The 19,474-nt window shown below is 55.8% G+C and carries 8 protein-coding genes and 1 pseudogene; 8 read left to right on the forward strand and 1 reads right to left on the reverse strand.

The genetic code is table 11. The features are described from left to right. Positions 1 to 34: 34 nt before the first annotated feature. Positions 35 to 2,857, reverse strand: a complete 2,823-nt coding sequence (locus PSPTO_RS22495) for an RHS repeat-associated core domain-containing protein (RefSeq protein ID WP_011104970.1) — start codon at positions 2,855 to 2,857, stop codon at positions 35 to 37. Between the two features lie 354 nt (positions 2,858 to 3,211). On the opposite strand from PSPTO_RS22495, the gene PSPTO_RS30310 reads away from it, so the two are divergent. The 8 genes and pseudogenes from PSPTO_RS30310 (at position 3,212) to PSPTO_RS22530 (ending at position 19,337) form a co-directional block, all read left to right on the forward strand. Continuing rightward, the gene (locus PSPTO_RS30310) at positions 3,212 to 4,168 is read left to right on the forward strand and encodes a Tc toxin subunit A (RefSeq protein WP_235023102.1); all 957 of its coding nucleotides are present in this window, start codon (positions 3,212 to 3,214) and stop codon (positions 4,166 to 4,168) included. 143 nt (positions 4,169 to 4,311) lie between these two features. Beyond that, positions 4,312 to 6,057 (forward strand): hypothetical protein, encoded by a 1,746-nt coding sequence (locus PSPTO_RS30315; protein ID WP_226992652.1) that lies wholly within the window; start codon positions 4,312 to 4,314, stop codon positions 6,055 to 6,057. 41 nt (positions 6,058 to 6,098) lie between these two features. After that, on the forward strand, positions 6,099 to 10,946 hold the full coding sequence (locus tag PSPTO_RS22505; protein ID WP_011104971.1) for a neuraminidase-like domain-containing protein: 4,848 nt from the start codon (positions 6,099 to 6,101) through the stop codon (positions 10,944 to 10,946). Between the two features lie 19 nt (positions 10,947 to 10,965). After that, positions 10,966 to 15,306, forward strand: coding sequence for a SpvB/TcaC N-terminal domain-containing protein (locus tag PSPTO_RS22510; protein WP_011104972.1), 4,341 nt, complete (start codon positions 10,966 to 10,968; stop codon positions 15,304 to 15,306). Continuing rightward, positions 15,299 to 17,959, forward strand: coding sequence for an RHS repeat-associated core domain-containing protein (locus tag PSPTO_RS22515; RefSeq protein ID WP_011104973.1), 2,661 nt, complete (start codon positions 15,299 to 15,301; stop codon positions 17,957 to 17,959). The genes PSPTO_RS22510 and PSPTO_RS22515 overlap by 8 nt, the downstream gene beginning before the upstream one ends. Positions 17,960 to 18,224: 265 nt before the next feature. Beyond that, positions 18,225 to 18,410 (forward strand): annotated as a pseudogene (locus PSPTO_RS22520) (type VI secretion system tube protein Hcp); the annotation flags it as partial. A gap of 29 nt (positions 18,411 to 18,439) precedes the next feature. After that, complete coding sequence (locus PSPTO_RS22525; protein ID WP_032710803.1) at positions 18,440 to 18,880, forward strand: type VI secretion system amidase immunity protein Tai4; 441 nt, start codon at positions 18,440 to 18,442, stop codon at positions 18,878 to 18,880. Positions 18,881 to 18,902: 22 nt separating this feature from the next. After that, positions 18,903 to 19,337 (forward strand): type VI secretion system amidase immunity protein Tai4, encoded by a 435-nt coding sequence (locus PSPTO_RS22530; RefSeq protein WP_046463667.1) that lies wholly within the window; start codon positions 18,903 to 18,905, stop codon positions 19,335 to 19,337. The last annotated feature ends 137 nt before the right edge of the window (positions 19,338 to 19,474 follow it).

A 19,474-nucleotide genomic window follows, 5' to 3' on the forward strand; every position in this document is an offset into this window, starting at 1 on the left:
CCCGTCTCATTGAGGCGGGTTTTATCGTTTATGGTCAGCGCCAGGTTTGCGCCGCGCCGCTTTTTATATGCCGATGCAGCGGCATCTTCCTGGCCATTTGGTCGGCAAACGTGAACGGCTGTTTTTGAAAGACGACGCCTTTCAGATTACTAAAAAGCTCACCGTATGCTGTGTCCGAAGCGTGCAGTGTGTCTGTAAACAAGCCGGGGCCTACTACATTCGATAACGTTCGAACTCTTACTGCCGGGTTAGGATTCCAGAGCAGACTTAGACCTATACCGTTCATGCCCGTCGGATCCGGATAACTTCCGCCCTCAACGGCTTCATCATATCGTTTCGCTCCTTCCCCCATCATGTCAAGTAAGACGCCTGCACCTGAATGAGCGGCAAATGAGCTGTTATTGACCATAAAACTTTCAACAGAATTCTGGGGCTCCCAAGGGACATGAACAGGATCCAGCGTCAAAACCTCATCAGGTTCTGCAAACAGCGGATTATCCCCCAACTGCGTCATTCCGCCAGTCTCCGCACCTGCATAAACGTCATCGACATCTGAATAAATCCCGCCCAACTCATGAACGGTATGCATACGTAAAACGTCTACCGCGAAAGCGTAATTCTGATTGTTTCTTCGGAAATCTTCATAGGCCGCATAAAGCGGCTTCTCCTTGAAGTTTTGAAAAACCTGGGAATCAGGAAGCAGAACCACTTCGGATCTCAGATCCTTTTCGATTTCCGAATAAGCTTCCGGCGTCCTCGTTTCCAGATGCAACTTCACTTTATACCCCCAAGCCATTTCAACGGTTCTGTTGATATTGCTAACCTGAGCTCTCAAGGCATTCTTGTTTTCACCTATCCAGATCTGGTGAATAGTTTTTGGAACAGGTTCAGGTTGCTGGCCCTTCGCATCAACGTAAACAAGCGGATTATTTCTGACCATCCTGTACAGATTCAACCCATCCACATCCCCCGCCGGGTCAGGATTGATCCACCGCTGCAACCACGGCGCGTAATACCTGAACCCGTAATAATAAAGCCCGCTGGCATCGCGCTCTTTACCCGAATAACGCACTGTTTTGTACTTGGCCTCCACTGCACTACGCGCCGCCCACCAGGCCGTGCCGCCAAAGGGGTAATAACTTTCCTGGCTGATCAGGCCGCCTTGCTGATCAAGCTCCAGCGTGCTCGAGCCCAGATGATCACCCAGGCTGTAACGCACCTGATCGTTCGCAATAGCGCCTGGTTTTCCGGCTTCCCAGTGCAACACCCGCACGCTGTTGCGACCCGCCTGAGCCGTAACGACGTGAAGAGTTTCTCCATCGGCCGTGGTCCGAACTTCCAGTCCCGGCAGGTAGCGAACTTCATTGGTCAGTGTGCGACCTGATGCCTGCGCGGTGCTGATCTTGCGGCAGCGCTGGCCCTGGCCGTCGTATACATAGCGCTCTTCATCATTCGGTGCGTCTTCACGTTGCACGGTAGTGATTTGCCGCAACTGATTACGCACATCCCAGCTCATGGTCTGCCCACGCACGAGTTGCAGCAGATTGCCGTTGGCATCAAAACTCGTGGCGAAATCCACATACCTGTCATTGTCGGGCAGGCTGCGATTGCTGTCGGGATCAACGTGCATGTTGCGGGTGAAGTTGTGCGCGCCTTCGTGGCGCATTTGCAGCAGGTTACCCGCAGCGTCGTAGCTGTAACGCTGTGTGTAGTTGCTGACCTGGCAAGGATCGAGCGTCGGCAGAGGTTGCAGACCGGGTAGCGCCGGACCATGGCTGGCCCCGTTTCTGACCTCCCGCCCCGTGGCTTCGATCAACTGATACAACGTGTCGTAACAGTAACGGTTTATCGGCTCGATACGCTGATTGCCGCAATACCGGTCTGGTTGCGAGGCATCGTTGATGAGTAGAACGTTACCTGCCGGGTCATAGCTGTAGTTCAGTTTTTGCAACACTGAGCCGTCGGCAGATAGCGCACTGAGCTCAGTCAGCCGACCGTCCTGTTGATCATACACATAGCGACTGACCACACCATTTCCTGCCGTCTCCTGCTCGGCCTGATTGAACGCGTCGTAGTGAATTGCACTGACCAGCGTTTGCCGCTGTGCCGTATTGGCCAGGGTCAGTTCAACAGCGTGCAGTTGCCCAGCCACACCGTGACTGAAACGCTGGACATTACCGTTTGCGTCAGTCTGCGCCAGGTCCTCGCCCTGCGCGTTGAAAGCCCAGCGCGTCTGCAGGCCGACCGGCTCGAGCAGTGCATCACGATCAGGCTCGGCAAGTGGCCAGTCCGGGCTGTCGGGCGACTGCAGGAAGTACCTTTTTTCGCTCAACGCCCTACCCGACAGTCCATAGTCCCGCAGCAAGCGCGAGCCTGCCGTATCGTCATGGCGAATCAGTTGATTGCACTGGTTATGCTCAGCAGTGGCAGGCCCGCCATAAGTGAAGCGCTCGGTCATTCGGCCTGATTCGTTGATCGCCAAAGGGCGCAACAGCCCGTCGTATTCGATCTGGCGCGGGTTGTCACGTCCGTCACAGCTGTCGACTAACTGCCCCGCTTCGCCGTTCAGGCTCACCCGCCAACCTGAATCGACACTTTTCGATAACAGCAAAGCCCCGGACAAGCTGACGATTTGCATCAGGTTCACAGGCGCACAGACACCGTATTTCAAACGACTGGAAAAACGTGGATCGCGACTGGCGATCAGTCGCCCGGCCTTGTCGAAATAGTGCTGCGTCACCCTCGCGTCAACAGGCTGACCATCAGCGCCACGATAGAACTGCACACTGCGTACCGGCAGACCCCGTGAATCGCTGACCGCCAATTGCGGCGTGTTGGTGTGCGTGATCGAGCTCATCCTTGAAACCTCTACCCGCCGTTAGTGACGCCCTTCAACCATAACAGCAGACAAACGGAAGCACGCGGCTTGGTCAAGAACCAATAGGCATAACCTTTGGGCAGTCAATCGCCAATGAATATACCTCCAGCGTCGGGCGCTAATGCTTTGTTTTGCCGGGAAATTCTTGGTGTTGTTGATGGTTGACTGACACTTTTGTCAGCTAGACGCGAGCGCCATGCTAAACAAGGCTGTGTCATGACCACTGGAGCGCCGGACATGACCGAGCAACCCTTCTCCCTTCTACGCAACCTGGCCCGAACCGGGAACGACACGCACGAACATGGCGATGACACGTTATCGTTCATCAACGCGATGGAAAAACTGAACATCCATTCAGTGTTCGATATCGTACGGCGCTCCAAAAGCGCTTTTGTTCACGAACTCTCACGCATCAGTGATGCTGATGCAGCGCTCGCCTATGAAAACGCTCGTTGTTACGCCACCCAGATCGTGCGCCTGTATCGCAATCAACTGCTGTCTTCAGGCCGAACCCAACAGCTGACACGGCGCACCGGCGTGCGTTCGCTGGTAGACATCGGGCCTGGCTTCCCTAATCTGTTCAAGGAGAACTGGGATCTGTTTTGCAAGGTGGGTGCAATCGAGGCCAAGGATTCACCCGTTGCGTACCTGACGTCCTTGTATCGTTTTGCTCTGGAACAGCTGGAAGGCAGCGTGGCGGAACCGAGCCGAATCAAGCTCGACGAACGACGGCCTGACCTCAAGGATCTGTTGATCGATCAACAAAGCACCTTCACGCCAGTGCCTACGCTGCACATCGTCAATCAGGTGTTAAGTAAAGCCATCAACGCCTACGTGGGCACAGTGCCTGAGGACAAGGGCAAGACTATTTACCAATTGGTGGCCGAAAAACAACACCCGTTTCAGTTTCCTTACAACTTTCACTTTCAACAGATCAGCCTTGGGCTTGACGGGAAGAAACCAACGCTAGGCGAGCTGAGTTACCGCGTCAGCCTTGAAGTTCCAACCACGTCAAGATACGGCAGTGACTATGGGAAAGTGCAGCACTCCAGTGCCATTGCACAGGTGCTGATGAGCGGAGCAGGCCCAGAGCAACAGGCAATCGTGCTTGAACCTGCCTTATCCAGTCAGGCAAACGCCGACACGTCGGCAGACCTGACCCGCCAGTTCTTCAAAACGAAATACAACGTTGATTACGTCGACGACGCCAGCAATCCTTTGAATAATCTGAACGTCTTCCTGGAGAAGAGGGTCTGGACAGCGACGGAGTCGAAGCCCTTCTTGCTATAGGCAACCACACGGCCTATGCCTCTCCCAACATCCTGTCAGCGGGACACACCGCGGATGAAGACTCCCCACGCGAGGCAAGCCTGACAGCAATCAAGGCTCGATTCGGAGCTGGCTACGTCAATGGCCCGACCACTCAGCCGGCAATGGCTCTGAACAAGGATGCGTACGGCATTAAGCGGCTGGTCAACACCAGCGTGGACCGCTTCGACCGCCTGCAACGCATGATCCGTCTGCAGCGCTGGACGGGCATTCCTTTTACAGCGCTGGACACGTTGGTCATGGCCGTCGTTCGCTCCGAAGGCGCCGTGAACCCTCAGATGGTGCTGACGGTAAATACGCTACGCGCACTGGGAACCTATCGGTATCTGAACAAACGTTACGGTCTCGCGCCGGATGAGTTTGCAGCCTTTGTTCACCAGATGCCCGGCGAGGCAAACGACGGACGCTTGCCGATGTTCGACCGGGTATTCAACAACCCGGCATTGTTCGATACCCCGCTGGTGTTGGATGGGTCGACTCTCTACCTCGATCAGCACAGTAGCCAGCACGTCAAAGCTCGCGCTCAATTGAGCCGAGCCTTGCATTTATCCAGCACTCATGAGGGCCTGAGGCAGCTGGCCATCGATGTTCGCGAACTGATTGGCAACGCGCCCACTGACTTCAGACTCAACTTGAGCATGATCTCTTCGCTGTACCGCCAAGCCCGCATTGCTTCGATGTTCGGTCTGACCACCGCGGAATGCCGAGCATTGATCGACCTGCTAGGCTCTCTGTCTTTTCGGAAAAAGGTGGTCTCAGGTCAACTCGACGACACCGAACCGGACGTGCTCGATATCCTGATGCAACTGGACTGGGCAGTCACGTGGCTCGAAGCGTCTGCTCGAGACGTCGCCACACTGCGACGTCAGACAGGCTGGGACATGACCGAAACAATAGTCACGCAGGAACTGACTGTTCAGCTTGAGCAATTAACCAATGATGCGCGCCTGGCTGTAGTGAACAGCGACCAGCTGGCATCCCTTGATTTGCCAAGCAAGGATGACCAAAACAACACCATCAATTGGTGGTTAATCCTCTCTTACCTGATCGACGAATCAGGGCTGGTCACGACTCAGCCGCTGCACGAGGAACCCGCGGTCAGCATCCGCCGCACCCTGCATGAACGCTTGTCCGCCATAGCCATCGCGGAACCCCTTGCAAGCGAAGTCGAAGCCAGACTTGCAACGTTCGTATTGAACGGCTATCGGAATCAGCATCGGCTGGTGGAAGAGCTGTTGCTGACCCTCACCGGTTTGCCGCCGGACCGTTGCGAGCCGGTGATACGCTGGGCAGGCAGCGACGTAAACAAGTTTCTCGCTGCGTTACTTTGGGATAATGGCGTCATTCAGACACTCTCGACGCTGATTCGCTATTCAGAAGTCAGCCAGCAACTGGGGCTGAGCGCCCGGGCACTGCGCACTTTTTTGATCAATCCACGCTGGCTGTACGCAGGCTCAGAAGGCCAGTTTTATCTCTCACCGAACAGTCTGTATTTGCTCGACCGTTACAGCAACTGGCGCGACAACTGCGGTTACCCGGAGGAAGCGCTGCTTGAGTATTTCAAGCAAGCCAATGACCCGCAGCGAGACGCTACACAATGTGCTGCGCGGCTGGCGTCACTGACAGGCTGGACGTCATCTGAAGTGCTGGCCGCAAACGCATTGCTGACCGGGTCAGATCGTATCGCTTCCAGCATGCACGAGGTGGACTGGTTAAGCCGGATGCAAAGCGCCAGTGATGTCACCGGCCTTTCGGCAAGACAATTACTGTCGGCTACTGACCTGACAGCGACCAGCACGGCCTCGCACTGGAAGTCCGTAGGCGAAGCAGTGATAGCCGCCAACCGTTAAGCCGTGAGCATTAACCTGTTCAATGCCATGGAGGCCTGATCATGTCCGATACCCTTGAAAGCCGGCTCAACGAATCTTTTCGCGATGCGCTGGTGGCTTACTATCTGAGTGAGGTCGTACCCAACGACCCTATGCTGAAGCGCCTGGGCCTGGACCAGCGCTTGAAAACCGCCAATGACCTGTATGAGTTTTTTCTGCTCGACAATCAGGTCAGCAATGAAGTCCAGACCAGTTATGTCGCATCGGCAATGAGCAGCCTGCAGCAGCTCATCAACGGCACGTTACTGGGCATGGAGCCGGGCTATGAAACGCTGCTGCCGACCGAAGCGCGCTTTGTCGAGTGGCGTGAACGCAGCAGTCAATACCCGATCTGGGCGGCCAATATGCAATTGGCACTGTATCCGGAAATCTATATTTCTCCGGCATTGCGCTTGAAGAAATCCGGCTACTTCACGCAACTGGAAAACGACATCAATCAGAACAGGATCAATGTCGACACGGCGCAAGATGCGGTAAAAGCCTACCTGGCCAGTTTTGAAGAAGTCGCCAACCTGACGATCATCAACGGCTACATCGACAGCGACCGATTCGCAGAAGGCAAGTACTACTTTATCGGTAAGTCGCGCGCCGAGAACATTTATTACTGGCGCACGGTGGACATGAATGAGCGTGCGTACCAGGAAGGCACTGAAGGGGCGAAGTTCGATAATCCGACACCCGGTGCCTGGTCCGACTGGAAGCGGGCCGAGATCGGCATCAATGCCAATACACTGGAAAGAACCATTCGCCCGGTGTATTTCAACAATCGGTTGTTTGTGACGTGGGTGGACCTGGTTCATGTTACCGAACAGGTAGACGTTACGCTGCCCGCCGGTACCGTTAAGCCAGGTGCCGATGGCAGTATCCCCATCAGTCCACCCGGCGATACAGCCCCCGTTACGGTGATCACCCCCAATGTGCGCCTGGTGTTGAATATTTCCTATAAAAAATATGACGACTCCTGGAGTGCGCCACAAATCTACATGGACGTGACAACACCCAATGTCTTCACCCGGGCAGGCAAGGCAGTCAACCTTGAAAACGACCTGAACAGTATTGCCATCTTCGATGTGTCGGCCTCCCCGGAATCGCTGTTTATCGCCATGTATGCGGGTGAAGCGCTGACGCCCGGTGACACTGATGGCTCAACGTCGACATATGCCTTTCTGCACACGGCCTTTATCGACAAGAATTTCAACAAAACGCCAGCTTTTCCAGTTGCGAACTATGTAGACGCCGTTTCCGACAAGGCAGACCTGGGTCTGGAGCAACCTCGCGTGCGCAAGACCTGCTGGGCATTTGCTTTAAAGAACAAAGGGAATTTTCAGTTTACGTGGAGCCTTTATATTCGGTTGAAGTCATCGTTGACCACAGCACCCAATGGGGGCGAGACATGGTGGAACTGTCTAGGCCACCAGAACACGATTACCGATATGACGGGGGCGCTTCAACCCGTTTTGAACCTCAACGCTTCGTCCATCACACTGTCCACGGCGCTGAATAACGATATCCGCGGCGATGATTATCTGGAGGTTTTACTGACATTCAGGGTAGAACGTCGCAGTTGGGCACTTAAACTTATTGTTGAGCCTGACTATTTGACGACCACCTTCGCCACCTTAAAAAGTGGATCAACACTGTCTATATCAACTACCGAATCAGTGGCAGGAAAGATTAACTTCACGCTCGTCACTTCCGACGCTACCGATGATAATATGTTTGACTTCCTGCTCGATGAAAACTTTCAAAACTACCGGATCAGCGGCACCGCCCAAGTAAAAAACATCGAAAATGGAAAATGCAAATCCGGTGTTATCAGCGCGCTACTCTATAATCAAGCACACCCTGGCTTTATAAGATCGGGCGTCATCATAATTGAAGCCCCCACTTGGAGCGACCGCCTGGATACTACTGCAGAGGGGCAGGTTCTGAGCGCCAAGGAATATACATTCGCTCAATGGTTCAGCTACCCACTGGATATGAACCTCCCCCACAACGACTCGCAAAAGCACCTGACCGCACGACCTCCGACCAGCAGCATTACAGCACCGAGCCGTTACGAAACAACCATTACATTCGATAAATCCACGCTTCTGCCAAATCTCCCGCAAACTCAATTCATCAGCGGCTCGAAAAAGTTCTATATCACTCATGGCATCGGCGTCAACTCGGTTAATCCCGCGGTCTGGATCGGTAACGCCCTCAAATCCACCGAAATAGAGCTGGAGTGGGCAACCGCTGATGGAAGCGACCCCGTCTCCCCCAAAATCAACAAACGCATCAATGCCATTCTGGGGATCGCCGAATACATCGATTTCTCCGCCTCCAGCATTCGGTTCAGCGACAACTCGACCACCGACACCCGCGACCCCATCCGCATGAACACGCTGTTCGCCCGCGAGCTGATCAACAAGGCCAACATTGCGCTCGAAGCCTTGTTGTCCTGGGACACCCAGCAATTGCAGGAGCCGCCGATCGATGAAGACGACATCCCCGACCTGATGGACTTCAAAGGGGCCAACGGTCTGTACTTCTGGGAGCTGTTTCTGCATCTGCCGTTCATGATCTCCCATCGGTTGAATCTGGAACAGCGCTTCACCGATGCCGAACGCTGGCTCGGGTTCATCTTCGAACCGGGCCGTAAAAAAACAGGCGACGCACCGGCTTACTGGAACGTTCGCCCACTGGTGGAAGTGCCGGACCCGGATTACTTTCTGCGCGCCCCTATCGACCCGGACGGTATCGCGGCGAGTGACCCGGTGCGCTATCAGAAAGCGGTGTATTTCCACTACATCAAGAACCTGATCGACCGGGGCGACATGGCCTATCGGCAATTGACGCCCGACAGTCTGGGCGAAGCCAAGCTCTGGTATGTGCGTATTCTCGATCTGCTCGGGCCGCGCCCGGATGTGAAACTGACCAGCCAATGGATGCCTATGGCACTGGGCGATCTGGCAGCGTCCACCAGTCCGGGGCTGCGGGCTTTCGAGCAGCAGCTTGTCGAGCAGGAACAACAGGTACGTATCAGCGCCGCCATCAACGATGGCAAAGCCACTGTCAGTTTCAGCCAACCGTCTCTGCGCTTGAGCACCTTCGGCAGCGACCCGACATTGAACGAGGAAGACAGCGATCACTTCATCCTTCCGATGAATTCGGAGCTGGTCAAATACTGGGACATGCTTGAGTCGCGCCTGTACAACCTGCGCCACAACATGACGCTGGACGGCAAGCCACTGTCCCTGGCGCTGTTCGCTGCACCGCTGGACCCAAGGGCACTGCTAGCGGCCTACGCCAATGGCGCGACCGACAGCGGTGCAGGCAGCCTATTGGCTCAGGAAACGCCGCACTATCGCTACCCGGTCATGTTCGCCAGAGCCAACGCGGCGGTGGAGACCCTGATCCAGTTCGGCTTCACCTTGCTGTCGATCATCGAGCGCAAGGAGCAAGGGCAGTTGATGGAGCTGCAACAGCAGCAGGTCTGGGAGTTCGCCCAGTACGCCATTGACCTGCAGCTTGAGGCGCAAAAAGTCGAAGTTCAGGCACGCAAGGCATTGGAGGCCAGCAAGGCCGTGGTTGACGCCAGGGCCAGTTTTTACGGACAGCTGGCGGATGAAAATGTCAGTGCGGGGGAAGTCGCCGCTGGTGCTGAACAACTCGTTGCACGGATTGCCGAAGGCGTCGCCCACTCGGTAAGCGCCGTGGCTTCCGGCTTGAAAGTAGCGCCCAATCATATAGGTGTTCATGCTGGAGCAACCGGCGGTATGGCTGTGGGCGCTGCCGGGGGGGCGGCGGCTGGCGGATTCCGTCTGGAAGGTGTGCCGGAGATGGTGTCCATCGCCGCCCATGCCTCCGCCACACTGCATTCTTCCATAGGCAACGCATTGGAGCGCACGGAAATGTTCCGTCGGCGCCTCCAGGAATGGGAGCACGCGCGCGATCAGGCCTTGCTCGAGTCCGAACAGATCATCTTGCAACTGGCTCTCCACGATGCCCAGGCCCGCATTACCGCATTACAACTGCGTCAGGCCCAAGAGGCAAAAAAACAGGCCGAGACCGTTTACGCATTTCTCAACAAACGCTTCACAAACAGCCAGCTCTATCAATGGCTCAATGGGCAGTTCTCGACCTTCTACTACCAGGCCTATGACGCCACGTTCTCACTGTGCCTGGCGACGCAAGCCTGCTGGCAGTATGAAATTGCCGACTACTCGGCCTCCTTCATCCAGCCCGCGGCCTGGAAGGATGCCTGGCGCGGCCTGACTGCTGGCGAGGCCCTGAAACTGAATCTGCTGCGCATGGACGCGGCTTACATGGCCCGCAACGAGCGCAAAATGGAGATCGTCAAAACGGTTTCGGTGCGCCAGCTGCCAGAAGCAGAGGGAGATGATACGGGGATTAATCACGGCTGGGATGCCGTGGTCGAGCGCTTGGCGCAAGACGGGATTGCCGAGTTCGAAATCACCCGAGCCATGCTTGACGAGGATTACCCGAGCCACTACCTGCGGCGCATCAAGCGCATCAGTGTGTCGTTGCCAGCCACGGTAGGGCCTTATCAGGACATCCGCGCCACCCTGACCCAGTCGTACAGCGCAGTGCAGATGGACGCCCAGCCTGACGGGCCGCTCAAAGAAAACATGCGTGCCAGCCAGCAAATCGCCTTGTCTACCGGCGTGGACGATGACGGCTTGTTCGTTTTCAATTTCGACGACGAGCGCTATCTGCCGTTTGAGGGCACCGGTGCGATCTCGCGCTGGACACTGAGCTTTTCCAACCCGGCATCGCAGCGCGACATGATCGACTCGATCACCGACATCATCGTGCACATGCGCTACACGGCGAAAAGTCGTTAACCGACAGGGATCAAGCGTCATGGAAGCTCAATCGCAATCGCAGAATCAATCGCCGCAATCTCTCCAGCCGGCTGTTGCCACCCCGTTATTACCCAAAGGCGGTGGCGCGATTCAAAGCATCGGCAAGGGCTGGGGATCCGTTGGTACCAGCGGCGCGGCGTCACTGGAAGTCGCTCTGCCGATCAGCCCGGGACGCGGTTACGCGCCCGCCCTGTCGCTGAGTTATCAGAGCACTTCCGGCAACGGAGTGTTCGGACTTGGCTGGAACCTGAACACCAGCAAAGTCGCGCGTCGTGCCAGCAAGGGCGTACCGACCTATGCCAACGATGACCTCATTTTCGGCCCCGGAGGCGATGTCTGCCTGCCAGAACGTGACGACAGCGGCGCGCTGGTTTCGACTCAGGTCAGTCGCTACAACGACCATGATTTGAATGCGACTTATCAGGTGGTGCGTTACTTCAGCCGAGTCGAAGGGGCCTTTTTGCGCATCGAGCATTGGCGCGTAGACATTGCAGATCCCGGCTTCTGGCTGATTCACGGTGCCGACGGCAGCCTGAACCTTTATGGCAGGAGGACCTCGTCGCGCATTGCCGACCCGGCAGACATGAATCGGGTTGCCGAATGGTTGCTGGATGAAAGCATGAATGCCATCGGCGAACACATCCTCTATGAATACAAGCCCGAAGACCATCAGGGCCTGGCGGAGGATCACCCGAGAAACTTCCGCGCCCAACGCTACCTGAGCCGGGTTCGCTACGGCAATGCCAAGGCGCACTACGTACTTTACCTGTGGCAGGAAGATTCGCTGGACGGTTTGCTGTGGCATTTCGACCTGATATTCGACTATGACCAGCGCGACACCCGCAGTGAGCCGCCCCCGGAATACGACGAGCAATTTACCTGGCCGGTGCGCAGTGATCCGCATTCAAGTTTCGCCTATGGTTTTGAGCTGGGTAATCTGCGCCTGTGCCGGCAGGTTTTGATGTTCCATCACTTCCCGAATGAACTCGGAGAAGCCCCGCTGCTGACCCGGCGACTGCTGCTGGAGCACCTTCAGACAACGCTCGGCTACAACCTGCTGAGCGCGGCGCATTCGCAGGCATGGGATGGCACGGACTGGCGGCGCGTCGATCAGCAACCTCCTGTGCAATTTCAATACACCGATTTCAGTCTTGAGTCGGGCATCTACACGCCACTGGAGCCCATGGCCGGCCTGAATGACGGCCAGCAATACCAGTTGGTCGATCTGTATGGCGACGGCTTGCCCGGCATTCTGTACCGAGACGACAAGGCCTGGCTCTATCGCGAACCGGTCCGTGATACCACTGGCGGAGCGGACGCCGTTGCCTACGGAGCCTGTCAACCGCTACCCCGCATCCCCACGGCTGATTCAGCCACACCGGTACGTCAGACCCTCACAGATCTGACCGGCGACGGGCGGCTGGACTGGGTTGTAGCCCAGCCGGGAATGGCCGGATTCTTTACCCTCAACCCTGATCGAAGCTGGTCGAACTACGCCACATTCTCGGCTTTTCCTGCAGAGTTTTTCCACCCGCAAGGCCAGATGGCGGATCTGGTCGGCGACGGGTTGTCGGATCTGGCCTTGATCGGGCCGCGCAGCGTTCGCCTGTACGCCAACCGTCGAGCCGATGGATTCGCCGCAGCAACGGACATTCCTCACGACGAGGATCGCCTGCCATTGCTCAGCGACAGTTCCACTGAACTGGTGGCGTTCAGCGACCTGCTGGGCACAGGGCAACAACACCTGATCCGTATCCGGCACAACGAAATCCGCGTCTGGCCAAACCTGGGCCGAGGCCGGTTCGGCAAGGGCCAGTTGTTTGCCACCCTGCCCTACACCTATGAAGCCTTTGATTCGAGCCAGGTGCGGCTGGCCGACCTGGACGGTTCAGGTGCCAGTGACGTGCTGTACCTGCAAGCCGATGGCTTTCAGGTCTTCATGAACCGGGGCGGCAACGGGCTGGCCGCGCCCTTCGATCAGCGCTGGCCGGAGGGCGTGCGTTATGACCGGTTCTGTCAGTTCAGTGCGGTCGATCTGCTGGGCCTCGGTTTCTCCAGCCTGGTACTGACCGTACCGCACATGGCGCCACTGCACTGGAGCCTTTACTACGCGGCGGACCGGGCAGGCTCGGTGCGCAAACCTTATTTGCTGAAGGCCTCGGACAACAATCTCGGTGCTGCCGGAGAAGTCAGCTATCGCAGTTCGGCGCAGGAATGGCTGGACGAAAAAAACGAGCTGCGGGCCGCAGGCAGCGTTGCTGTCTCGGAATTACCGTTCCCGGTTCATGTGGTCGTCAGGCAAACCATGCAGGACAAGGTCACTGGCAATACGCTGACTCAGTTGTTCCGCTATCGGCAGGGTTTCTATGACCCTCGCGAACGCGAGTTTCGCGGCTTCGGCCTGCTCCTGCAGACCGACACCGAAACGTCGTCGCAGGATCAGGAAGACTTTACCGCTCCGGTATTGAACAAGACCTGGTTCCACACCGGACGCTATCCTGCCAGACCCTGCACCGACCATGACCGCAGCGATCTCCTGGCACGCTTGCCCGGCGAGCATGTGTTGTCCCGACTCGACGCCGCAACCCAGACAGAGCAGCCAATAACGGATGCGGATGACGCGACCTTGCAGGAAATGGCGCGAGCGCTGAGCGGCTCGGTACTGCGCAGCGAAGTCTTTGGGCTCGACGCCAGTCAACGTCCCACAGTGCTGTATTCGACCCGGTCATGCCGCTATCTGGTTCGCCAACTGCAAGCATTGAGCGCACATCGACCCTACGCGTCGATGCTGCCGCTGAGCCTGGAAGTCATCACCTATCGTTACGAGGCCGAGGAACTGGAGGACCCGATGTGCGAACACAGCCTGAACCTGGCGTGGGACCGCTACGGCTCGACGCTCCACTCAGTCAGCGTCAACTATGCCCGGCGCAAGAAACCGGGTGACGCGCCACCCTTTGCGGACCCTCACCAGCAACAATGGTGGGAGGCGTCACACGACGACGCCCAGCAACAGTTCTACCTGAATGAAATGCACGCCGAAGCAATTTACCTGGACAGCCCGCAGAGCTGGCGTCTGGGGCTGCCTTACCGCACACGCGGCGACGCCATGCTCATTCCGGCAAGCGCCTTGACGCCTGCGCAGATCAGCTACGAACAGTTCGCCGATCCGTCCGGGCCCTTCGCAACCTTGCCACGTACGCTCACCAGTCTGTCGGTGCAACGCTACATCGGTTGCGGCGATGGCGAGGCGTCCTTTCAGGCGCTGGCTGACGCCGTTGAAACGGCTGAACTGGATGATCATGCACTGAGCGCCTATGAGCGGGTCATGGACAGCGTCACTCTGGCCGAAAAACTCGTCGAGATCGGTTATCAGCAGATGCCAAGCTTTCTGCCAGCAGACAGCCTGAATCTATGGTCGGTAAAACGCGGCTTCGCCACCTACGCCGGTCAGGAGCACTTCTTTCATCCCACTCAGTTCAGGCCCACGCGCAGTCACGGCTGGAGTCTCGTCGAATACGACGCCTACCACCTGTTCGCAACTCGCATCACCGACCCGGCAGACTGCGTCACTACCGCTGAATACGATTATCGTGTGCTGCAACCAAAACGAATCATCGACCCCAATCAGAACCGTCAGGAAGCTGATTACGACGCCTTCGGCAGAGTATGGGCAACCAGCTTTTACGGCACGGAACTGGGTGAGGCAGTCGGTTTTCCTCCACTCAATCGCGCCGGGCATTATTGGGCTTCTGCCGGCGAGGTAGCGCTGCAACCCGAATACGCTCTGGGCAGGCAAGCCAGCGCGCTCTATTACGACGGCAACACGGTTCTGGGGCTGGTCCACATCCCGCTGGCAACCGCTGTCCTGGTTGCAGACCGCTACCCGGAAGACCTGGACAAGCAGATCCGCATCAGCATGGCGTCGATAGACGGCTTCGGTCGCACGCTGCAAACCCGTCAAAAGGTGGAGGACGGCGACGCCTATTCAGTCGATGAATGGGGCAATCTGGAACTGGTCGACGGTAAGCCGAAAATTGTCCACGCATCACCGCGCTGGCGTATCAGTGAACGTGTGGAATACAACAATAAAGGCCTGGCGGTGCGCGTTTATCGGCCGTATTTCGCCAACAGTCATCTGTATGTGAACGACGCATCGATACGCTCACAAAACATTGTCGACAAACAGTTCTACGACCCGCTGGGGCGTCCGACCATCACAATCACCGCCAAAGGCTGGATGCGCCGACAGACCTATCGAGTCTGGTACACCATCAGTGAGGACGAAAACGACACGGCCGAGGAAGTGCTGGCAGCGAGAAAGGCAGCCGAGCATGGTTAATAGCGCGGTACATTCCCACACGCCGGAACTGCTCGTTTCCGAGGTTCGTGGGCTGGTCGTGCGCCAGGTCCTCTTACATCGAACCGAAGCCGCGGAAGCCGCCGCAATGCGGGTTACCCGGCAGCGTTTCGACCTGGCAGGCAGAATGATCGCCGCCACTGATCCACGTCTGGCCAGCGCCAACCGGAGCACTGTCTACAGCCTTGGCGGCAACACGTTGGCCACCGAGAGTGTCGATGCCGGCTGGCGAGTTGCGCTGTTCGGCGAGGCTGGCCAGGTCTTGAATGGCTGGGACGCTCGCGGTAACGAGCGGCAGTTAGAGTACGACCTGCTGTTACGCCTGAGAAACATCATCGAACAAAATCGCTGCGCGGAGCGGTTCGCCTATGGCCAGACAGATGCGGCAGGACACAACCAGTGCAATCAACTGGTCCGCCATGACGATACGGCGGGCTCGCGCTTGCTGCAGGATTACAGCCTGCATGGCTCGGTACTCAGTGAAACACGACATTTCATGCTTGCCGCAGAAGCAGCGGACTGGCCATCAGCCGAGCCTGATCGTAATGAGCTGGTGGAGCCGGCCGGCCTTCAGACCTGTCGCGTTTTCAACGCACAAGGTGAAGTGCTGAAGCAGACCGATGCCAGTGGTAATAGCCAGCTTTCGACTCATAATCTGGCCGGTCAGCTGCACAGCACAGACCTGATATTGAACGACAGCATGCACGCGCGGAAGCTGGTCAGCGCGATTCGCTATAACGCCTTCAACCAGGTCGAACAGGAAACAGCGGGCAATGGCGTAGTCAGCCTTTACGCCTATGATCAGCAGGACGGCAGGCTGATCGGGCTGAGCGCGATCTCTGCTGACGGCACGCTGCTGCAGCAACTCAATTACAGCTATGACCCGGTGGGCAATATCCTGCTCGTCAACGATGCCTCGCAACCAGACCGGTATTGCGACAACCAGCTTATCGAACCGATCAGCCGTTACCGTTACGACACTGTGTATAAGTTGATTGAAGCCACTGGCCGGGAGGTCAGAAACGGTGCCAGCCATGGTCCGGCGCTGCCCGGTCTGCAACCTCTGCCGACGCTCGATCCTTGCCAGGTCAGCAACTACAAACAGAATTACAGCTACGACACTGCAGGCAATCTGCTGCAAATGCGCCACGAAGGCGCACACAACTTCACCCGCAACATGCACGTTGCCCCGGACAGCAATCGCAGCCTGCCCGACGATGACGGAGACGTGGATTTCGCTACGAGTTTTGATGCCAACGGCAATCTGCTGCAACTGGTTCGCGGGCAGGTTATGGGCTGGGATGCGCGTAATCAGTTGCAGCACATCACCACTGTGCAACGTGAAGACGGGTCGAACGATGACGAACGCTATGTCTATGACGGCCAGGGTCAACGTTGTCGCCTGATCAGTACTGCTCAGGCATCAGGTCGCACACTGATCAATGAAGTGCGCTACCTGCCGGGGCTGGAAATTCGTACTACGGCCGATGGCGAAATCCTTCATGTCGTTACAACTCAGGCGGGTCGCAACAGTGTGCGGGTGTTGCACTGGGAGGCTGGAAAACCGGATTCTATTGCGAACGATCAGGTGCGTTACAGCCTGGGTGATCATCTGGGCTCAAGCACGCTGGAGCTTGATCAGCAAGGCGGTCTGATCAGCCAGGAAAATTATTACCCCTTTGGTGGCACGGCCTGGTGGGCGGCGCGCAGTGCGGTGGAAGCGAAGTACAAGACAGTGCGTTACTCGGGTAAGGAGCGCGATGCGAGCGGGCTTTATTATTACGGGTTCAGGTATTACGCGCCGTGGCTGCAGCGGTGGATCAATCCGGATCCGGCGGGGGATGTGGATGGGTTGAACGCCTATAATTTCGTATCGAACAACCCCGTCATGTTAATAGACAAAGATGGGAGAGTAGGCGAGCGAATCGCCGCAGCATACGCACCAAACGAACCCGCCCTTCCTTCATACTTTAAAGACACCTACTTATCCGAAGCCTCTAACGATCAAGTGACTGCGGACGCCAGAGCCGGAGCGCTGTGGAATGACCCTCCCAGGTTCCTGGGAGCAGGGTACGCATACGCACCTGCCTGGTACTACAATGCCAACCTGCAGCAGCGTATAGACTTGTTGAATGAGCGCTCATGGATGAGCCACGGCATCGTTACAACACTATTCAATCATGATCATGACACTGTCAAAAAACCCTACGAAATAACATCCAGACACTGGAATAACGTTGATGAATTCACGAACACTTACACACCCGAAAAGTGGATGATTCAATCCAATTTTAAAGCCAGCAAATCGAATGACTACCATGCGAGCGATGTTATTCGATATCAATATGAGACCGTGTCAAAATCATTGGGTTTCTTTGGAGTGTTACCTTCCCTTGTAGAAAACCAATACGTTATGAACACAAAAACCCTCAGCATCACCTCTGGGCTTGAATCCAGCACTCCTCACCTGTTAGACCTCTACCTCAATGAAACGGCGATCGGTAAAGGGACAAGTATTTCACTGACCGAGTTTCAAATGGAGGCAATGTGGGTGCAGCGCCAAATAGACCCCGTACTGGATCCGATCAGCCATTTTACGCTCGGAGTGAAACCCATCAATCATTTTAAATTGTAGACTCGCGCCACCGCCCCCAACATTAACAACACTCGGTACTTGCAACCACAACTCAAAGCAAGCCCGCTCTCATTTACAAGGTAGCCCCCTGACAATGCACAGAGGTCGAAAGAGTCTGTACGACCATTCTGACAAAAAGTAGAGATATTTCAGTCAACACCAAAGGTTGCTGACCACCACGTTCGATAAAAATAAAGATTACGCTACTGAAAAATATGGAAACCTGTATGCAACGTAAGACCGATCGAACTTGGAGATTTGAAACATGGCAGTTGATGCGTACATCAAAATCGAAGGCATTCCAGGCGAAGCGCTGGATGACCGCTACAAGGACTGCATCGAGATCACCGGGTATGGTTTCGGCATGCACCAAAGCACCTCAGCCACGGCGAGTTCTTCAGGAGGTGCCTCGTCGGGTCGGACGTCCTTGAGTGATTTCACGTTCACCAAGCTCTCAGAAAACTCCTTGAGCCTTACTTAATGAAATCACCTTCTAAGAGCACACTAATCTGCCTCACACTTACCGCTTTTAATATCCCCGCACCTGCTCAGCCAGCATCGCCAGAAGGAATGTATAGAACCCACGCGCAAAACTATAAAGACATGGTTCTTGCCACCTGCATTGCGAGCGCGTACAAACATAGTGACAACGTCGGGACTGACGCTGGCAGTAGCGTCACTGCGTTACGCGAGTGGGCTAACTATGATTGGGAAATAAGCCCTGAAAAACCTAGAGAGCTAATAGACAACTATCTCGCAAGAGACTATACAAACCCGCTTGTTGAGCCCGAGATAAAAGGCGTAAGATTTGAGCTGCTCAAATGCCTTGATCTTTACCACAGCAAAGAGCTGGATACTCAGACAAAAAAAGCAGTAATCAATCCCACACATACCGACGTGCAAGACTACAAGCAACCGTAGACAGCAAATGGAGTTACGTATAATGAGGCTATCTCTTGCAATCACAACCGTAGTTTTCACAGCCGTAACTTCCAACGGTTTTGCATACACCCCAACCTCTTCACCCGAAGGCATGCACAGAAGCTATGCGCAGAACTACAAGGACCTGGTTCTTGCCAACTGTATAGCGAATGCCTACGCCTACGATGTGAAGATCGGAATTGACGCGGGTAGCAGCGTCAGCGCGATGGAAGACTGGGCAAACTACGATTGGAAGGTGGGTCCTGACGAAATCCAGGCGCTGGTCAAAAAATACCTTGCCAGAGACTACACAAACCCGTTGACTGAGTCACAGATCAAAGGCGTGAAATTTGATCTCTTGAAGTGCCTGGACCTGTACCACAGCAAGGAACTGGATGCCTTGACAAAAAAGACTGTCGTAGATCCGAACCATACCTATATGCAAGACTATAAATGACGTCAGTCCTCACAGGGAGAATCATACTTACATGAAGAACATCAAACAGCCTTAACGACTCTCTTCACACCTCAGGCCTGTCCAGCAAACGCTGCACAGGCTATTTTAGTTAGGGAAACTCTGAAAAAGGTTTCCTG

Origin of the sequence: Pseudomonas syringae pv. tomato str. DC3000 (assembly GCF_000007805.1) — a bacterium.
In the GTDB taxonomy this organism is placed as follows: Bacteria; Pseudomonadota; Gammaproteobacteria; order Pseudomonadales; family Pseudomonadaceae; genus Aquipseudomonas; species Aquipseudomonas avellanae.

Excerpts from the sequence above, each read along its gene's own strand:
- PSPTO_RS22495 (WP_011104970.1), bottom strand. The coding sequence starts at position 2,857 with ATGAGCTCGATCACGCACACCAACACGCCGCAATTGGCGGTCAGCGAT.
- PSPTO_RS30310 (WP_235023102.1), top strand. The coding sequence starts at position 3,212 with ATGGAAAAACTGAACATCCATTCAGTGTTCGATATCGTACGGCGCTCC.
- PSPTO_RS30315 (WP_226992652.1), top strand. The coding sequence starts at position 4,312 with ATGGCTCTGAACAAGGATGCGTACGGCATTAAGCGGCTGGTCAACACC.
- PSPTO_RS22505 (WP_011104971.1), top strand. The coding sequence starts at position 6,099 with ATGTCCGATACCCTTGAAAGCCGGCTCAACGAATCTTTTCGCGATGCG.
- PSPTO_RS22510 (WP_011104972.1), top strand. The coding sequence starts at position 10,966 with ATGGAAGCTCAATCGCAATCGCAGAATCAATCGCCGCAATCTCTCCAG.
- PSPTO_RS22515 (WP_011104973.1), top strand. The coding sequence starts at position 15,299 with ATGGTTAATAGCGCGGTACATTCCCACACGCCGGAACTGCTCGTTTCC.
- PSPTO_RS22525 (WP_032710803.1), top strand. The coding sequence starts at position 18,440 with ATGAAATCACCTTCTAAGAGCACACTAATCTGCCTCACACTTACCGCT.
- PSPTO_RS22530 (WP_046463667.1), top strand. The coding sequence starts at position 18,903 with ATGAGGCTATCTCTTGCAATCACAACCGTAGTTTTCACAGCCGTAACT.